Origin of the sequence: Roseateles albus (genome assembly GCF_028595345.1) — a bacterium.
In the GTDB taxonomy this organism is placed as follows: Bacteria; Pseudomonadota; Gammaproteobacteria; order Burkholderiales; family Burkholderiaceae_C; genus Paucibacter_A; species Paucibacter_A albus.
This window is the reverse complement of sequence record NZ_JAQQXT010000003.1, coordinates 259,213-275,652: the sequence shown is the minus strand read 5'-3', so window position 1 is coordinate 275,652 and position 16,440 is coordinate 259,213. Positions and strand designations below refer to the sequence as shown.

Genomic DNA, 16,440 nt, shown 5'->3' with positions numbered 1-16,440 from the left:
TGCTTTCACTCTCAATTAGGAAAAGGTCTTGCCTTCGGCGACCAAGCGAGCCAGTAGCGGCGCCGGCTGCCAGAACTCGGCGTCATCAAGCGGATTCTTGGCGAAGCGCTTCATCGCCTGCACCACGTTGAACAGCCCCACCTGGTCGGCATAGCACATAGGCCCGCCGCGCCAGAGCGGGAAGCCATAACCAGTCAGATAGACCATGTCCACATCCGAAGCGCGCTGGGCGATGCCTTCCTCCAGCAAATGGGCCGCCTCATTGACCAGCGAATAGACCAAGCGATGCACGATCTCGTCATCGCCGATTTGGCGCGGCGTGATGCTTAGTGCAGCGCGGTGCTTGTCCAGCATCTCGGCCACCACCGGCGAGGGGATAGCGTCGCGCTTGCCCGCTTGATAGTCATACCAGCCGGCCTGCGTCTTTTGACCAAAGCGGCCCAGCTCACACAGCAGGTCAGCGGACTTGGAGTAACGCAGATTCGGCTTCTCCTGGTAGCGGCGCTTGCGGATCGCCCAGCCGATGTCATTGCCGGCCAAGTCACCCATACGGAACGGCCCCATCGCGAAGCCGAACTTCTCGGCCGCGCGGTCAACCTGCGCCGGCGAGCAGCCCTCGTCGAGCAAGAAACCGGCCTGGCGGCTGTACTGCTCGATCATGCGGTTGCCGATGAAGCCGTCACAGACGCCAGAAACGACCGCCGTCTTGCGGATTTTCTTGGCCAGCACCATCACGGTCGCCAACACATCCTTGGCCGTCGCCGCGCCGCGCACGACTTCCAGCAGCTTCATCACATTGGCCGGGCTGAAGAAATGCATGCCGACCACGTCTTGCGGACGCTTCGTGAAATTGGCAATCGCGTTCAGATCCAAGGTCGAGGTGTTGCTGGCCAAAATCGCGCCAGGCCTCATCACCTCATCGAGCTGTTTGAAGACCGCCTGCTTGACGCCGATTTCTTCAAACACCGCCTCGATCACCAGATCAGCGTCGCCGATGTCGGCATAACTCAGCGTCGTGCTGAGCAGCGCCATGCGGGCATCGAGCTTGTCTTGCTTGAGCTTGCCTTTTTTCAGCTGCGCCTCGTAGTTCTTGCGTATCGTTGCGACGCCGCGGTCCAAGGCTTCTTGCTTGGTCTCCAGCATGACGACTGGCAGACCGGCATTCAAAAAGTTCATGCTGATGCCACCGCCCATGGTGCCCGCGCCAATGACGGCAATCTTGGCGATCGTGCGGGTCGGCGTGTCGCTGGGCACATCGGCAATCTTGGTGGTGGCGCGTTCGGCAAAGAAGGCATGGCGCAAGGCGCCCGATTCCGGCGTGACCATCAGCGCGGCAAAACCGGCCCGCTCGGCCTTGATGCCATCGTCAAACTTCATCGTCACCGAAGCCGCGACCGCTTCCAGACAACGCAGCGGCGCGGGGAAATTCTTGCTCATGCCGCCGACCATATTGCGGGCGAACTGGAAGAAAGCATCCGGGTTTGCGTTTTTCTCAATGAAACGCGCCTTCAGATCACGCACGCGCGGTAAGGGGCGCACATCGGCCACTTCGGCCGCCAGCGCCAACGCTTCGTCCATCAGGTCGCCTGTGGCCATGCGGTCAAACAACTTTTGCCCCGGCACCTGGGCGAGTAACTCGCTATTCACCGGCTCCCCGCTGACGATCATATTCAGCGCCGGCTCGACACCCAAAGCGCGCGGCAAACGCTGCGTGCCACCGGCGCCGGGCAAGAGCCCCAGCTTGACTTCGGGCAGCGCAACCTTGGTGCCGGCGGCTGCAATACGGTAGTGGCAACCCAGCGACAGCTCCAAGCCGCCGCCCATGCAAACGCTGTGGATCGCGGCCACCACCGGCTTGGAACAGGCCTCGACCAGGCTGATCAGGCTGAGCAAGTTTGGCTCGGCCAGCGCCTTGGGGCTGCCGAACTCCTTGATATCGGCACCACCCGAAAAAGCCGCGCCGGCGCCGGTGATGACCACGGCCTTGATGGCCGCGTCATCCTCGGCCCGATTGATGCCGGCCGCCACCGCCTGGCGGGTCACAAGCCCCATGCCATTGACCGGCGGGTTGTTCAATGTGATCACGGCGACCTGGCCGCGGACTTCGTAAGTGGCTGTCATGCTGACCCCTTGTTGGAGAACCAAACGGGGCAGAGCCCGTGAAAAATCGGGCTCCGCCTAAAATAGAACGATCGTTCGATTCTAGGCAGCAAAGCGGCCGAAATGATGTCGCTGGCGTGACAAAAACGCCCAGGCTTGCTACGGATTTATAAGGAGGCAGCAGCCAGGAGGCGCCAAAAAAAGGCGCCCAAAAAAAGGCGCCAAGGCGCCGGGACAGTAACTCACTGCCTCGGCGGGCCTCGGTCAGCGGCAGATCAGTTGCAGATCAGCAATGCTGCAGCTCCCGATCCGCACTCCAAAGACCTTGCCCGCGACCGCCTTGCCTCGAGGGCTATGGTCGCGGGGCTTGACTAGCTCAGCCAGGTAATCCTGCCCGTAGCTACATCGTGCATCGCAGCGACGATTTTCAACTGGCCTGCGCTGACCAGCTCTCTCAAGACCTCGCTGCGAGCGCTCAGCATGGCCGCCGCGTCTTTGGCATTTTGATCTGCGACCGCTTGCACCAGCTGCTTGTTCTTGGAGGTCTGCGGGCCATCAACTGGCTTGATCTTGATCACCGAAGGCCGGATATTGGCCAGAGTGGCTGTAAGGTTGCCCAGCTTGGCATCATCTACCGCACCTTTGATCGCGCCGCATTCTGTATGGCCAAGCACCACAATCAGCTTGGCGCCGGCCAGCTTGGTCGCAAACTCAAGGCTGCCAATGATGTCGGTGTTGACGAAGTTGCCGGCAATACGGGCGGCAAAGATGTCACCGATTTGTTGATCGAACACCAACTCCGGCGGCACCCGGCTGTCGATGCAGCCCACCACTGCTGCAAATGGCGCTTGACCGCTGGCGGTGGCCCTGACTTGAGCGAGTAGATCGCAGTTGACGCTCTTGCCGCTGAGGAAGCGGGCATTGCCGTCCTGCAGCATTTGAAGCGCCTGATCCGGCGAGGTGCCTTCTTGACGTGATTTATCAAAGGCGGAACACACGCCCCCGGCGTTGCGGCTCTCGCTCGAGGCGCCCCCTTGACCTGCGCAGGCCGCAAGGCTGGACGCGGCAATCGCTCCGGCTGCCGCCAAGAATCCACGACGTTCGTTCATGCTGTACTCACTTTCGATGATGACGAGGAGGACATAGTCTAGCGGCCTCGGGTCATCGCAGGCACCATTAATTCGGCTGAGAAAAGGCTGAGAAAAGGCGGTCACCGCCCTCGTTAGTCTGCCGCTTTATCCTCCAAATTAGTCCAGCATCGTCGCACTGCATGGGGCGAAAAATGCCCTTCGCATCGCATTCATCAAGAGCGAAAAAACTCAGATGTCCAGCCCTAACTCCTGAATCTTGCGGGTGATGGTGTTGCGCCCTATGCCCAGCTTTTGAGCCGCCTCGATGCGCCGCCCGCGCGTGAGGTCCAAGGCAGCCAAGATCAAGCTGGCCTCGAAGCGACGCGTCAGGCTGTCCCACACTTCGGTTTCGCCTGCCGCCAGCAAGCGACGCGCTTCGCGCGACACTTCGGCCACCCAGGCGTCGGGGCCGGCGCCAAAGCTGGGCATGGCCGGCGCGGCAGCGGGCAAGGCTTGGGCGGCTTTCGCCGGCAATGGCAAGGGTAAGGGCGCAGCCTCAGTGGCAGCGGCATCCGGCGATTCGATGCTCAAGCCCAAGCCCGGTTGCAGCAACTCTTGCGGCAGGTCCTTGGGCTCCACCACCTGGCTGGGCGCCATTACGCTGAGCCAATGGCAAATGTTTTCCAGCTGCCGCACATTGCCCGGGAACTCAAAGTCCAGCAGCAAGGCCAGCGCCGCGTCGGTCAGGCGCTTGGGCTCAACGCCCAACTCGGCCGCGCTGCGCTGCAAAAAGAACTTGGCCAGCACCGCAATGTCTTCGCGCCGCTCGCGCAGCGGCGGCAGGCGCAGGCGGATCACGTTCAGGCGGTGAAACAAATCCTCGCGGAACGCGCCTTGGCGCACGCGTGCTTCCAGGTTCTGGTGGGTAGCGGCAATCACGCGCACATTGCTGCGCAAGGGGCTGTGGCCGCCGACACGGTAGAACTGCCCGTCGGACAAGACCCGCAAGAGACGCGTCTGCAATTCCAGCGGCATATCGCCGATTTCATCGAGAAACAGGGTGCCGCCGTCTGCCTGCTCGAAACGGCCACGCCTTGTTGCCTGCGCACCGGTGAAGGCGCCGCGCTCATGGCCGAACAGCTCGGACTCGAGCAAATCCTTGGGGATGGCCGCCGTGTTGATGGCGACAAACGGCCCTTCAGAGCGCGGGCTGTGCTTGTGCAGCGCACGCGCCACCAACTCCTTGCCCGAACCGGATTCACCGGTGATCAAGACCGTCACATGGCTTTGGCTGAGCCGCCCGATCGCGCGGAACACATCTTGCATCGCCGGCGCCTGACCCAGCATCTCGGGCACCTCGGCGGCGGCGGCTTCGCCAACCGCCTCGCGCATGCTCTCGGTCTGCGCACGCCGTATCAATTCGACCGCAGCGGCCAGATCAAAGGGCTTGGGCAGGTACTCGAACGCGCCGCCCTGGAAGGCCGACACGGCGCTGTCCAAGTCCGAATAGGCGGTCATGATGATGACGGGCAGATGCGGCAAGCGCGCCTTCACCTTGGCCAGCAGATCAAGACCTGAGCCACCCGGCATACGGATATCGGACACCAGCACCTGCGGGCTGTCTTCATCCAAGGCCGCCAGCAAATCACGCGCGTTGCTGAAGCAGCGCACCGGCAAGCCCTCGCGCGTCAGCGCTTTTTCCAACACGAAACGAATGGAATGGTCGTCATCAACAACCCAGATAGATTTCATGCAGAAGGTCCTGTAGCGAATCAGCGCCGTTCAAACCCCGCCCATCAAGGAAGCGGCAGGGTCATACGAAAATCGGTCCGGCCCGGCTCGCTTTCACAGTCAAGCATGCCTTGATGCTGCTGAGCGATGGTTTGCGCCAGCGTCAGGCCAAGACCCGAGCCGCCATCTCGCCCCGACACCAAGGGGTAAAAAATGCGATCTCGAATCTCGGCCGGCACGCCGGGGCCGTTATCTTCCACATGCAATTCCAATGCCAGGCGCCAGCGCTGCTTGCCAATCGTCACCTGGCGCGCGACCCGCGTGCGCAGCGCGATGCAGGCCGGGTCTTGCGCGTCGGCATCCGCAATGCGTTGCTGCAGCGCTTGCGCGGCGTTTTGTACGATGTTCAATACCGCTTGAATCAGCTGTTCGCGGTCACCGCGAAAATCCGGCAGCGAGATGTCGTAATCGCGCTTGATCAAGAGACCGCGCGGATACTCGACCAAGGTCAGCTGGCGCACCCGCTCGCAGATTTCATGGATATTCACATCGCCCACCACCTGCGCATGGCGGTGCGGGGCCAAGAGGCGGTCGACCAGCGACTGCAGGCGATCGACCTCGTGGATGATGACCTCGGTGTACTCGGCCAACTCAACGGACAACTCGGGGCCGATCGTGTTGGGTTGCAATTCCAGCGCCAATAACTGCGCTGCGCCACGGATGCCGCCGAGCGGATTCTTGATCTCATGCGCCAGGTTGCGCGTCAGCTCCTTGGTTGCTTGGACCTGATCGAGCGTACGCTCCTCACGGTCCTGGCGGGTCTGCTGGGCGTTCTCGATCAGCTCGATCAGCACCTGATCTTCGCTGTTATCCATTTGCGAGACGATCACATGCACCGGCAGCGGCAGTTCTTGCGGCAAGTTGCTACGCCGCAGCAGCGCGTCAAAGCGGCTGCTGGAATAGGCGTTGCGGGCCACACCGGTGACGGTGTCGCTGAGTCGGCCCGCATCGGCAAACCAGTCGTACAGATTGCTGCGCTCCACCGCCCGGCGCGACAAGCGCATCACGTTCTCGAACGCGGCATTGGCAAACAGGCATTCCCCGTCGGGGCGCACAACGGCCACCATGGTGGCCAACATATCGAAGGCTTCAAAGCCGGAAGGGTCTCGGCGCAAGGGGTTCATGGCCGGCCCTCCCATTGAATGAACAAGCTATGGCAGCTTGCTGATCTCGCGCTTGAGTGCCTGCACATCGACTTCTTGGCGGGCGATGCTGGCCTTGAGTTCGGCCATGCGGTCCAGGTATTTTTGATAATTTTTCTCATCTCCGCGGCGCTCGGCATTGCCGCCGGCGTAGTCGCGCTGCAAAGCGTCAAGCCGCTCCTGCGCCTCGCGCAACTCGGTCTCCAGGACTCGACGGCGCTCGCCATCGCGCGTGCGTTGTTGGTTGGGGTCGATACGGCCCTCACTGCTGCCCCGCACTTCGCTGCCGGCCGAATTGGGCGCTGCAGCCGGGTTGGGCTTTGCACGCGTCGCCGGCAAGACCGTGATCGGCGTGCCTTCGATCGAGCGGCAGTCCTTGGCCTGCGCTTCTTTGGCCGTCAATGCGTCGGTGTAAAGCACCGGCGGGCCGGGACAGCGGTAAACGATGGACTGCGCTTGCGCGGCGCCTGCAAGCAAAAGCGCACTGATCAGGCCAACAAGCAATGAAAAGGGTCGAATAAGCATGGCGGGATTGTGGCGCATAGCAGCTGGCGCGATCGCAAAAGAAAAGGGACGACCGAAGCCGTCCCTTTCGCCATGCACAGGCAGCGTGCGACGTAACGTGTGTTTCACGCACGCCGCAAGTGGCCATTACAGCGTGTAGTACATATCGAACTCGACCGGATGCGTGGTCATGCGCATGCGCTGCACTTCTTGCATCTTCAGCTCGATATAGGCATCGATATAGGCATCGGTGAACACGCCGCCCTTGGTCAGGAAGGCACGGTCCTTGTCCAGGCACTCGAGCGCTTGGTCCAGGCTGTGGCAGACGGTTGGCACCAATGCGTCTTCTTCAGGCGGCAAGTGGTACAGATCCTTGGTGGCGGCTTCGCCCGGATGGATCTTGTTCTCGACGCCGTCCAGACCGGCCATCATCAGCGCGGCGAAGCACAGGTATGGGTTGGCCAATGGATCGGGGAAACGTGCCTCGATACGGCGACCCTTGGGGTTAGCCACATAAGGAATACGGATCGAAGCCGAGCGGTTACGCGCGCTGTAAGCCAGCTTGACTGGAGCCTCATAGCCAGGCACCAGGCGCTTGTAGCTGTTGGTGCCAGGGTTGGTGATCGCGTTCAGGGCACGGGCGTGCTTGATGATGCCGCCGATATAGTAGAGCGCGAAGTCGCTCAGGCCGCCGTAGCCGTCGCCTGCGAACAGGTTCTTGCCGTCTTTCCAGATCGACTGGTGCACGTGCATGCCGGAACCGTTGTCGCCCACGATAGGTTTTGGCATGAAGGTCGCGGTCTTGCCGTAGGCATGGGCCACATTGGCGATCACGTACTTTTGCAGCTGCAACCAGTCAGCGCGCTCGACCAGGGTCGAGAAACGGGTACCGATTTCCATCTGGCCTGCGTTCGCCACTTCGTGGTGATGCACTTCAACCGGGATGCCCAGCTGCTCAAGAATCAAGCACATTTCCGAGCGCATGTCCTGGCCCGAATCAACCGGCGGCACTGGAAAGTAGCCACCCTTGACGGCCGGGCGATAGCCCTTGTTGCCGTGCTCGTAGTCCTTGCCGGTGTTCCACGATGCTTCTTCGGAGTCAATCTTGACGAAGCAGCCGGACATGTCGATGTTCCAGCGGATGCTGTCGAAGATGAAGAACTCTGGCTCGGGGCCGAAGTAGGCGGCGTCGCCCAGGCCGGAAGACTTCAGATAGGCTTCGGCGCGCTTGGCCAAGGAACGTGGATCGCGCTCATAAGCCTTGCCATCACCCGGCTCGACCACGTCGCAGCTCAGGATCAGCGTCGGCTCTTCGAAGAAGGGGTCGATATTGGCCGTGTTCGGATCGGGCATCAAGAGCATGTCCGAGGCTTCAATGCCCTTCCAGCCGCCGATCGACGAGCCGTCAAACGCGTGGCCGGAAATGAACTTGTCTTCATCAAAATGGGACACCGGCACGGACACATGGTGCTCCTTGCCACGGGTATCGGTGAAACGGAAGTCAACAAACTTGACCTCGTTCTCTTGCACCATCTTCATCACGTCGGCAACGGTCTTGGCCATCAAAAAACTCCTAGCTAGCGGGGAAAATTGTTTAGGGACTCTAAAAGACATTGGCTCACGCCGATGTTAAACAGATATCGGCTCGCGCCCATGTTTCAAGCGCCGCATCCTGTATTAAGCACTTTATGTGCCAACAAGGTGCAGCCCAGAAGCCATGGGAATTATGGCGTGAACCGGCCTTGCATCAACCATCTATTCACCAATGCGGTGCAAAGTGCCCCAGATTAGCGCACCAATTCAGTGCCTACGGTTGCACCAGTTTGAAGCACGCCCAGTTTCAGGGCCGCGTAGGCTGCGTCGAGTTGAGCGGCATCTCCCTTCACACCCAGCTCGATATGGCGACCCCATTGCGGGTGGTCCACGCTGGGCAGGCTGAACACCTTGATGCCGGCGAACTCGGCCTCGATCGCCACCATCAGCGGCGTCAGCATCGACTCCATCGTGCTTTGCACAATCATCGACAACTCCAAGCGCCCCACCTTTCGGTGCAGGTCGGCATGGCGCTGGTCCAGCACCCATTCCATCATCGGATGCGCCATCACCGGGAAGCCGGGCGCAAAGTAGACCGTACCGACCGAGAAGCCGGGGATCTTGTTGAAGGGGTTGGGGACGATCTCGGCGCCGGTCGGGAACAGGCCCATCTCAAGTCGTCGCCAAGTGTCAGGATGATCCGGGTCGGCAGTCACGCCCTGCTCCGCCGCCATTTCGCTGATGCGCTCCCAGATCAGCTCACGGGCTTGCGGGTGCAGGGTCAGGTCTCGCCCCAGTGCGGCTGCGGCAGCTTGGCGGGTATGGTCGTCCGGTGTCGCGCCGATACCGCCGCAGCTGAAGACTAGGTCGCCGCTGGCAAAGGCAAGCTTCAGCTGCGCCACCAGATGCTCGCGGTCATCGCCCAGGTATTGCGCCCAGTCCAGGCTCATGCCGCGCGCGGCCAGCAGCTCGATGAACTTGGACAGGTGCTTGTCTTGGCGTTTGCCGGAGAGGATTTCATCACCAATGATGATCAGGCCGATTTTCATTTCTCTTTTGCTCACAGGGGAGGAATCAGGGGCGCGGGTGCTGGCTGCAGCAGCTCATCGACCGTCGGCAGCTCGGGCTCGGCAGCGCGCTTGCCGGCGCGCAGCTCACGCATCTCCTGCAAGGCGGCCAGAGCGTAATGAGTAAACCACAAGGTCGAAAAAGCGAACACCAAGGTGTAGAGCCAAATCGAAGCAATGATCAAAAACGGCGCCAAGGCCAGCGCCATCACGCCAAAGGCCCAGATCGCAGCCGGCGCGGCGCCCAGATAGCCGGTCACCAGACCCAGCGTCATCAAGGGCAGACGGTGTTGGCGCATCAGTTGGCGCCGCTCGGCCACCGAGGCATGTTCGGCCAGCGCATCAAAGCTGAACACCTTGTAGCCCAGCCAACCCCAAATCAGGGGCGGAACGATCAGCACCAAGGGCGGAATCAACCAAAACGGCATGCTGACCAAGAGCGCCAACAAGGCCAGACTCACATGCCAGAGCGACCAGCCCAAAGACCGCCACCAAGAACCGCCCTGCTTGCGTTCGAGCTGGGCGAAGCGCCGCTGCGCGACCAGACGCACCAGGCTGGGTGTCATCAGCAAAGCCACCAGCAGCAAGCTCAAGACCACGATGACCGGCAGAGCCAAGGCCAAGACCATCAAGGGCGCCAGCACCGAACGCAGGCCTCCGGCACCCATATGGTCCAGCCAGCCCAACAAGGACTCGACCAAACGCCAGTTGCCCAGGGTGGCACGCACCCCGTCCACCGCCTGTTCCCAGAAAAAATAGCCCAGCGCAAAAGCCAGGCCGGCCATCAAGACCAGGGGCAAGAGCGACAAAAAAATCACCCGCGGATGCAGGCAGTAGGCCACGGCGCGCCAAAACGCGTCGCCGACCCGACTCATGGAGTTGACCATCTCTTGTTTCCCTCGACCCTGGCTACACAGGCTGCAATCTTAGCGAGGCTTGTTGGGCGTGGCCCGGGTCTGGGCCAGCAGTGCGGTGACGGCGTAGATCGCCGCGATATGCGGGGTCGGCGTGGCGGTGATGCGACCCAGTTCCAGGACCGCGCCGACCAGCGCCTCCAGCTCCAGCGCGCGGCCGCGCTCCAGATCCTGCAGCATCGAGGTCTTGTGCGCGCCGACCGCCTCGGCGCCGGCGATGCGTTGCGCTATCGACACCTTGAAGTTCACGCCCAGCTTCTCGGCCAGGGTTTGCGCCTCGGCCATCATCGCCGCCGCCAACTCAGCAGTCGGCGCAAAGCGGCAAATGTCCTCCAGCGTTGCCCCCGTCAGCGCCGAGATCGGGTTGAAGCATAAATTGCCCCAGAGCTTGACCCAGAGCTCGCTGCGTATGTCTTTGGAAACAGGCGCCTTGAAGCCGGCGCGCATCAGCGCTTGGGACAGCGCCTCGATGCGTGGACTGCGGCTGCCATCGAGTTCGCCGAGCGAAAACCGATTGCCCTCGATCAGGCGCACCAAGCCGGGCTCGACCAGCTCGGCCGCCGGGTAAACCACGCTGCCAATGATGCGCTCGGCCTCGATTTGGCCGGCGATCAGGCCGCCGGGGTCTACGCTGTCCAGGTGCTTAGCCTCGAAGGCCCCACCCAGCTTTTGAAAATACCACCAGGGCAAGCCGTTGATCATGCTCACCAACAAGGTATGCGGGCCAAACAGCGCGCGCAGCTCCGGCAAAACCTCGCGCACCTGATGCGCCTTGAGCGTCAAGAGCACAACATCTTGCGGCCCGGCCTCAGCCATGTCTTGTACCGCCCGAACCTGGCTTGCATGAGCCTCGCTGCCGTCTTCCAGCAGCAGCCGAAAGCCGCGTTGTTGAATGGCGGCCAGATTCTGATTGCGGGCGATGAACACCACCTCTTCGCCCGCCAGCGCCAGCCGCGTACCCAACAAACCGCCGATCGCTCCGGCGCCGACGATGGCGAATTTCATGCCCCCAAGCCCAATTTTTCGGCCAGACCTATGCGCTGCAACTTGCCGGTAGCACCCTTGGGAATTTCGCTCAAAAACAGAATCCGCCGCGGTACCTTGAAGTCGGCCAGTCGGGTGGCGACGAAGGCGCGCAAGCCGGCCTCGTCCAAGCTAGCACCCTCACGCAAGACCACCGCCGCAGCAACGTCCTCGCCCAACTTTGCATGCGGCATGCCGAAGCAGACGACCTGCTGCACAGCCGGGTGGTCCATGATGACCTCATCGACCTCGCGCGGGCTGATCTTTTCGCCGCCGCGGTTGATGATTTCCTTCAGCCGCCCGGTGATGCTCAGATAACCATCCAGGTCCAGCTGCCCCTGGTCGCCGGTGCGAAACCAGCCATTGCGAAAGCCTTCCGCATTGGCAGCCGGGTTGTTCTCATAACCCTGCGTCACATTGGGGCCGCGAATGACAATCTCGCCAATTTCACCGGCTGCCAGCAACTGACCCGCCGCTCCCATGATGGCGATCTCGGGCCCTGCCGCCAGACCTACGGTACCCGGCTTGCGAATCCGTGGCGGCAAGGGGTTAGAGGCCATCTGATGCGCCGCCTCGGTCATGCCGTAAGCCTCGATCAAGGGCGCGCCAAACGCCGCCTCCAGCTCGGCAATCACCTGCGGCGGCATTGATGACGACGACGAGCGCATAAAGCGCAAGGGCTGGCGCGCAATCAGCTCGGCATGGCCACGCGCCCGCGCGACGATGGCCTGGTGCATGGTCGGCACGGCGGTGTACCAGGTCGGCTTGGCCTCCTCCATCCAGGCAAAGAACTTCAAGGCATTGAAGCCGGGCGTGCAAAACACCTGCGAGCCGGCCGCCAGCGGCGCCAACACGCCGGCGATCAGGCCGTGGATATGGAACAAGGGCATCACATTCAGCCCGCAGTCATCCGGCTGGAACTGCAGGCTCTGCCCGATATGGCGAGCCGAGGCAATCAGATTGGCTTGCGACAGGGGCACGATCTTGGGCCGCGAGGTGGTGCCGGAGGTGTGCAAGACCATTGCGACATCGGCCTGCGCCGACCAAATCGGTGCGGCCAAGGGCTTGGCTTCAAAACCGCTGCTCAAGCCGAAGGCGCCGGCCGGCGCGCCGGCCTCGAGCACCAAACGCAGGATAGGCACGCCAAGCTTTTCGGCCACGGCAATCGCGGGCGAGCTGCTGCCGGCTTCGACGATCAAGGCGCGCGCCTGCAAATCGTTCAAATAAAACTCGAACTCATCGCTGCGATAGCCCGGATTGAGCGGAGCACTCGCCACGCCGCAAGCGCAGGCGACAAAGCAGGCGGCCATCTCGGGGCCGTTATTGAGCACGATGGCGACACGGTCGTTTGCGCCCAGGCCCAAGGCATTGAGTTGGCTGACCGTGTTTACCACCAAGTCCCGCAAGGCCGCGAAACTCAAGGGCGGGCGGCCCGGCGCCGACAGCGCAGGCGCCTCGGGCTGGCCCGTGGACAGCAGGTCAAACAAAATTTGGTCTGGACTCATTTGGGGCTCGTTGGATAGCGTTAGCGTGCGGCCCATTATCGTCAGCGCCGACCGAACAACCGCCCCAGACCCAGCCACTGCTGCGACCAGAACCCACGCCCGTAGTCGCGCCCGCCCTCGTCGGGCAACTGATCACGCACGCCGGTCGCATCCCAGCGCAGCTCAAAGTTAGCGGTGCGAAAAAGCATGTCCCAGAGCGGAAACAAGACCGCAAAGTTGTGGCCGCCCAGCGTGCCGCGCCCGGCCGACTCATGGCCGATGCCAATCGAGTGGTGCAGCCGATGAAAACGCGGGCTGACGAAGACACGCTCCAGCACGGGGCCGAACCAGAGCCGCACATTCGCATGCTGCAGGTTCTCCATCAGCTGCGAGATCGCCACCAAGGCGACAAACTGCCCAGGCTCGACACCGATCAGGCGCGCCAGCACGACGAACACCGCGTCGCGCAAGATGTCATCCAACAGGTGGTTGCGGTTGTCGCTCCACATCGTCATCTGGCGCTGGCTGTGATGCAAGGCATGCAGCGCCCACCACCAGCTCCAGGCATGCTGGGCCCGGTGCAGCCAGTAATTGACGAAGTCAAACACCAGCAAATACAGGATGAAGGACACCCAAGGAAGATCGCTGACACCCGGCCACAAGGCATCCAGCTGAAAGCTCGGCAGGCCAGCTACGCGGGCCGCGCCGGCCAAGCCGTCCCAAATGGGGTCCAGGCTGAAAAACATCAGCAGCTTGAACAGGCCCAGGCGGTGAATCAAGGTGTAAATCACATCGACCCGCACGGCCGCCTTGTCAACAAGCGCCTCGACCGGCCGCCAGCGCTCAAGCGAGCGGATCAGCAGCAGCATCACCGCGATCTGCAGCAAGCCCACCAGCAACCAACCGGTCGCATTGAAAGCGTCCTCCAGCAAATTGCCGCCACCCAAGGCAAACACCAAGGGCTGCACCAGCCACTCGAACAATTGCTGCTGCAGCGAGCTGAAAGCATCGCTGAAGAACTCAATCATGCTGCGCCTCTTTCAGCACAGTCGCCATCTTGAACAGGCCGCGATAGCGCGGATGCTCACGCAGCGGCGCAAAACACATGCCTCTATCTTGCAAACCTTGCAGCAGCGGCTCCAGCACCGCCGGCGCCCATGGTTCTTGGCGCGACCAGATGCCCAGATGCGCCATCAAGATATCGCCCGGTTTGATGTTCTTCAAAGCACGCTCGAGCAGCTGCGCATTCGGAAAGCTATCGCTGTTCAACTCATCGCCGAGAAAACCCGCAGCACTCCAGCCCACATGGACATAACCGCATTTCTGCGCGGCAGCCAACAGCGCCGGCGAAGTCTTACCGCCCGGCGCGCGAAAAATCGGCCCCATCGTCTGGCCGGTCATCTCGCTGAAACGCGCGCTCACCTGCTTGAGGCTGGCGCAATACTGCTCGGCCGTCATTTCTTGGCGGACCGGCGTCTGGATGCCGGCGGCTGTACTGACCTTGAAGCGAGTCGCCTCGAGCTGACCCGGCGCGGGCAGATCGGCCAGCCAGGTGTCGTGGTTCCAGGTGTGGGCACCGAAATCATGGCCCTCGGCGGCACGCTCGCGCCACCAAGGCGCCCATTCCTCATCCAAGGTCCAGCCACCGGTTTTGGTCGGCTCATTGGCGAGGAAAAAGGTCGCGCGGGCATCGAAACGCTTCAGGGTCTCGGCGATCAAGGGCGCCACGCCCATATGGCCGGTGTCAAAGCTCAGAAACACCGGCTTGGCGCAAGTTTGGGCTTGCACCAGCCCTGAGAACGCTCCGAGCAGGCCAAGGACTAGCCGCAGGCCAAACTTCATTGGCGAGGCTGGTGGTCCAGCGTGTAGACGCCGTGCGGCGACTTGCCGACTTTGACCTGACGAACCACCTTCTTGGTCTCGGTATCAATCATCGTCAGCTTGCCGGCCCAGCGTGAGGTCACCAACAATGTCTTGCCGTCGCCCATCACCTCCATATCGTCCGGGCCGCTAGGGCCTGGGAATTTGTCAACGACGGTGAAGTTCTGTGTATCGATCTTGCTGATGGTGTTGGCCACGCGGTTGCTGACCAGCACATGGCGCTTATCCCCCCAAGCGCGGAAGGAATGCGCGCCCTTGCCTGTGGGCAGACGCTTGACGAGCTTGGCGCCGGTGTTGCCCGGGGCGCTGACGTCGTAGACCTCGACCACCGAGTCGCCGGTCAGCCCGACCAGGATGTGCTTGTCATCAGCGGTCAGGAAAATGTCGGCCGGCATTTCGCCGACCTTGATCTTCCAACGCGGCGTCTGCGTAGCAATATCTACCGCCAGCAACTCATTGCTGTCTTGCAAGCTCACATAGAGTGTGCTGCTCTTGCTGTCGATGGCCAGATGGCTGGGCGTCTTGGGGGCGCTGATGCGCTTGACCAGCTTCAGCGGCTCGGTTTTATTGGTCGGCGTCCAACTGTAGAAATCGACATGATCCAGCCGGTTGGCGGCCGTGATGAACCATTTCATATCGGGCGAAAAGCGCAGGTGATAGGGGTCGCTGATGCCGTGCACCACGCGCTGAACCTCGGCGGTTTGGGGATCCAAAAAGGTCAAGGAATCCCCCAGCGCGTTGGCCACCAGCAGAGACTTTTCGTCCGGAGACAAATACAGGTGATGCGGCTCCTTGCCGGTCGGGATGCGCTTGATCTGCTTGAAGGTGACCGGGTCCACCACGCTGATGTCGGCGTCCAATGAGTTCAAAACGAAGATCGGTTTGGCCGGACCTGCCGCCACAGCGCCGAATGCTGCTGCAGAAAAACCCAGGGCCACGACAAGGCTGCGGGGCCATGACAGAAAGAACATCAGGAATCCTTGAATCGAAACATGCGAAAAAAAGGTGGCCAGTGCCACCCTTTGAGTGTAATTGCACCCACCTACTCGTCGCCTTACTCGTCGTCATTGCCGCTCAATAAACCGCCGAGTAGGCCAACGCCGGCGAGGCCGCCAAGCACCGAACCCTCTTCACGACTGCCACCGCGTTGCGGCGCCGCCGCAAAGATGCGTGAGGCCAGGCGCGACAGTGGCAGGCTTTGCAACCACAGCTCGCCAGGGCCACTCAGCTTGGCCAGGAACAGACCCTCGCCGCCAAACAAGGCGGTCTTGATCTTGCCCACATACTGAATCTCGAAGGACACATTGGGTGTGTAGGCGACCACGCAGCCGGTGTCGACCAACAAGGTCTGGCCGGCCTGCAGCGTGCGCCGCACGACGGTGCCGCCGGCGTGGACGAAGGCGAGGCCATCGCCTTCAAGCTTTTGCATGATGAAGCCTTCGCCGCCAAAAAAGCCGGTCGAGATCTTCTGCTGCAGGGCAATGCCGAGCGAGACGCCGCGCGCCGCGCACAGAAAGGCATCCTTCTGGCAAATCAAGGTGCCGCCGAGTTGACGCAAGTCCATGGGCAGGATCTTGCCGGCAAAGGGCGCGGCAAAGGCGACCCGCTGCTTCACCGTCGTCTGGTTGGTATAGACGGTCGTGAACAAGGACTCGCCCGTCACCAAGCGCTTGCCCGCGCCCATCAACTTGCCGAAGAAGCCACCCTGCTGCGGCGCGCCGTCACCAAAGACGGTGTCCATATGGATGCCGGCATCCATGAACATCATGCTGCCGGCCTCGCCAACGGCCGCCTCGCCGGGGTCGAGTTCGACCTCGACGAACTGCATCTCTGCGCCCTTGATCTCGTAGTCGACCACATCCATTGCCATCACAGTTCCCTCAGACGATTCAGTTCGGTCTGGGCATTATTGCGTGAAGAAAGCCCAAAAA

At 61.8% G+C, this 16,440-nt stretch carries 14 protein-coding genes; all 14 read right to left on the bottom strand.

Features of this window, described 5'->3' with window-relative positions; genetic code table 11:
- Positions 1-15 precede the first annotated feature (15 nt).
- The 14 genes from PRZ03_RS06540 to PRZ03_RS06475 all read right to left on the bottom strand — a co-directional run bounded on the left by PRZ03_RS06540 (position 16) and on the right by PRZ03_RS06475 (position 16,379).
- A complete protein-coding gene (locus PRZ03_RS06540; RefSeq protein ID WP_273599546.1) occupies positions 16-2,121 on the bottom strand; it encodes a 3-hydroxyacyl-CoA dehydrogenase NAD-binding domain-containing protein in 2,106 nt (701 codons plus the stop codon).
- Between the two features lie 350 nt (positions 2,122-2,471).
- The gene (locus PRZ03_RS06535; protein WP_273599545.1) at positions 2,472-3,209 is read right to left on the bottom strand and encodes a carbonic anhydrase family protein; all 738 of its coding nucleotides are present in this window, start codon (positions 3,207-3,209) and stop codon (positions 2,472-2,474) included.
- A gap of 210 nt (positions 3,210-3,419) precedes the next feature.
- On the bottom strand, positions 3,420-4,922 hold the full coding sequence (ntrC, locus tag PRZ03_RS06530; protein WP_273599544.1) for a nitrogen regulation protein NR(I): 1,503 nt from the start codon (positions 4,920-4,922) through the stop codon (positions 3,420-3,422).
- A 44-nt stretch (positions 4,923-4,966) separates the two neighbouring features.
- Complete coding sequence (gene glnL, locus PRZ03_RS06525) at positions 4,967-6,085, bottom strand: nitrogen regulation protein NR(II) (protein ID WP_273599543.1); 1,119 nt, start codon at positions 6,083-6,085, stop codon at positions 4,967-4,969.
- A 27-nt stretch (positions 6,086-6,112) separates the two neighbouring features.
- The gene (locus PRZ03_RS06520) at positions 6,113-6,628 is read right to left on the bottom strand and encodes a hypothetical protein (RefSeq protein WP_273599542.1); all 516 of its coding nucleotides are present in this window, start codon (positions 6,626-6,628) and stop codon (positions 6,113-6,115) included.
- A gap of 126 nt (positions 6,629-6,754) precedes the next feature.
- Positions 6,755-8,170 carry a type I glutamate--ammonia ligase gene (gene glnA / locus PRZ03_RS06515; RefSeq protein WP_263533163.1) on the bottom strand — a complete coding sequence of 472 codons (1,416 nt, stop codon included), beginning with the start codon at positions 8,168-8,170 and terminating at the stop codon, positions 6,755-6,757.
- A 224-nt stretch (positions 8,171-8,394) separates the two neighbouring features.
- The gene (locus PRZ03_RS06510) at positions 8,395-9,189 is read right to left on the bottom strand and encodes a competence/damage-inducible protein A (protein WP_273599541.1); all 795 of its coding nucleotides are present in this window, start codon (positions 9,187-9,189) and stop codon (positions 8,395-8,397) included.
- A gap of 11 nt (positions 9,190-9,200) precedes the next feature.
- Positions 9,201-10,094 carry an EI24 domain-containing protein gene (locus tag PRZ03_RS06505; protein ID WP_273599540.1) on the bottom strand — a complete coding sequence of 298 codons (894 nt, stop codon included), beginning with the start codon at positions 10,092-10,094 and terminating at the stop codon, positions 9,201-9,203.
- Positions 10,095-10,133: 39 nt separating this feature from the next.
- On the bottom strand, positions 10,134-11,126 hold the full coding sequence (locus tag PRZ03_RS06500; RefSeq protein ID WP_273599539.1) for a 2-dehydropantoate 2-reductase: 993 nt from the start codon (positions 11,124-11,126) through the stop codon (positions 10,134-10,136).
- Positions 11,123-12,649 carry an acyl--CoA ligase gene (locus PRZ03_RS06495; protein ID WP_273599538.1) on the bottom strand — a complete coding sequence of 509 codons (1,527 nt, stop codon included), beginning with the start codon at positions 12,647-12,649 and terminating at the stop codon, positions 11,123-11,125. The genes PRZ03_RS06500 and PRZ03_RS06495 overlap by 4 nt, the downstream gene beginning before the upstream one ends.
- 41 nt (positions 12,650-12,690) lie before the next feature.
- A complete protein-coding gene (locus PRZ03_RS06490) occupies positions 12,691-13,656 on the bottom strand; it encodes a sterol desaturase family protein (protein WP_273599537.1) in 966 nt (321 codons plus the stop codon).
- Positions 13,649-14,470, bottom strand: a complete 822-nt coding sequence (locus PRZ03_RS06485) for a polysaccharide deacetylase family protein (RefSeq protein ID WP_273599536.1) — start codon at positions 14,468-14,470, stop codon at positions 13,649-13,651. Before PRZ03_RS06485 ends, PRZ03_RS06490 begins: the two co-directional genes overlap by 8 nt.
- Positions 14,467-15,480 carry a YncE family protein gene (locus PRZ03_RS06480; RefSeq protein ID WP_273599535.1) on the bottom strand — a complete coding sequence of 338 codons (1,014 nt, stop codon included), beginning with the start codon at positions 15,478-15,480 and terminating at the stop codon, positions 14,467-14,469. The genes PRZ03_RS06485 and PRZ03_RS06480 overlap by 4 nt, the downstream gene beginning before the upstream one ends.
- 83 nt (positions 15,481-15,563) lie before the next feature.
- Positions 15,564-16,379, bottom strand: coding sequence for a TIGR00266 family protein (locus PRZ03_RS06475; protein ID WP_273599534.1), 816 nt, complete (start codon positions 16,377-16,379; stop codon positions 15,564-15,566).
- Between the last annotated feature and the right edge of the window lie 61 nt (positions 16,380-16,440).

Excerpts from the sequence above, each read along its gene's own strand:
- PRZ03_RS06505 (WP_273599540.1), bottom strand. The coding sequence starts at position 10,094 with ATGGTCAACTCCATGAGTCGGGTCGGCGACGCGTTTTGGCGCGCCGTG.
- PRZ03_RS06510 (WP_273599541.1), bottom strand. The coding sequence starts at position 9,189 with ATGAAAATCGGCCTGATCATCATTGGTGATGAAATCCTCTCCGGCAAA.
- glnL (WP_273599543.1), bottom strand. The coding sequence starts at position 6,085 with ATGAACCCCTTGCGCCGAGACCCTTCCGGCTTTGAAGCCTTCGATATG.
- ntrC (WP_273599544.1), bottom strand. The coding sequence starts at position 4,922 with ATGAAATCTATCTGGGTTGTTGATGACGACCATTCCATTCGTTTCGTG.
- PRZ03_RS06535 (WP_273599545.1), bottom strand. The coding sequence starts at position 3,209 with ATGAACGAACGTCGTGGATTCTTGGCGGCAGCCGGAGCGATTGCCGCG.
- PRZ03_RS06490 (WP_273599537.1), bottom strand. The coding sequence starts at position 13,656 with ATGATTGAGTTCTTCAGCGATGCTTTCAGCTCGCTGCAGCAGCAATTG.
- PRZ03_RS06495 (WP_273599538.1), bottom strand. The coding sequence starts at position 12,649 with ATGAGTCCAGACCAAATTTTGTTTGACCTGCTGTCCACGGGCCAGCCC.
- PRZ03_RS06500 (WP_273599539.1), bottom strand. The coding sequence starts at position 11,126 with ATGAAATTCGCCATCGTCGGCGCCGGAGCGATCGGCGGTTTGTTGGGT.
- PRZ03_RS06540 (WP_273599546.1), bottom strand. The coding sequence starts at position 2,121 with ATGACAGCCACTTACGAAGTCCGCGGCCAGGTCGCCGTGATCACATTG.
- glnA (WP_263533163.1), bottom strand. The coding sequence starts at position 8,170 with ATGGCCAAGACCGTTGCCGACGTGATGAAGATGGTGCAAGAGAACGAG.
- PRZ03_RS06520 (WP_273599542.1), bottom strand. The coding sequence starts at position 6,628 with ATGCTTATTCGACCCTTTTCATTGCTTGTTGGCCTGATCAGTGCGCTT.
- PRZ03_RS06485 (WP_273599536.1), bottom strand. The coding sequence starts at position 14,470 with ATGAAGTTTGGCCTGCGGCTAGTCCTTGGCCTGCTCGGAGCGTTCTCA.
- PRZ03_RS06480 (WP_273599535.1), bottom strand. The coding sequence starts at position 15,480 with ATGTTCTTTCTGTCATGGCCCCGCAGCCTTGTCGTGGCCCTGGGTTTT.
- PRZ03_RS06475 (WP_273599534.1), bottom strand. The coding sequence starts at position 16,379 with ATGGCAATGGATGTGGTCGACTACGAGATCAAGGGCGCAGAGATGCAG.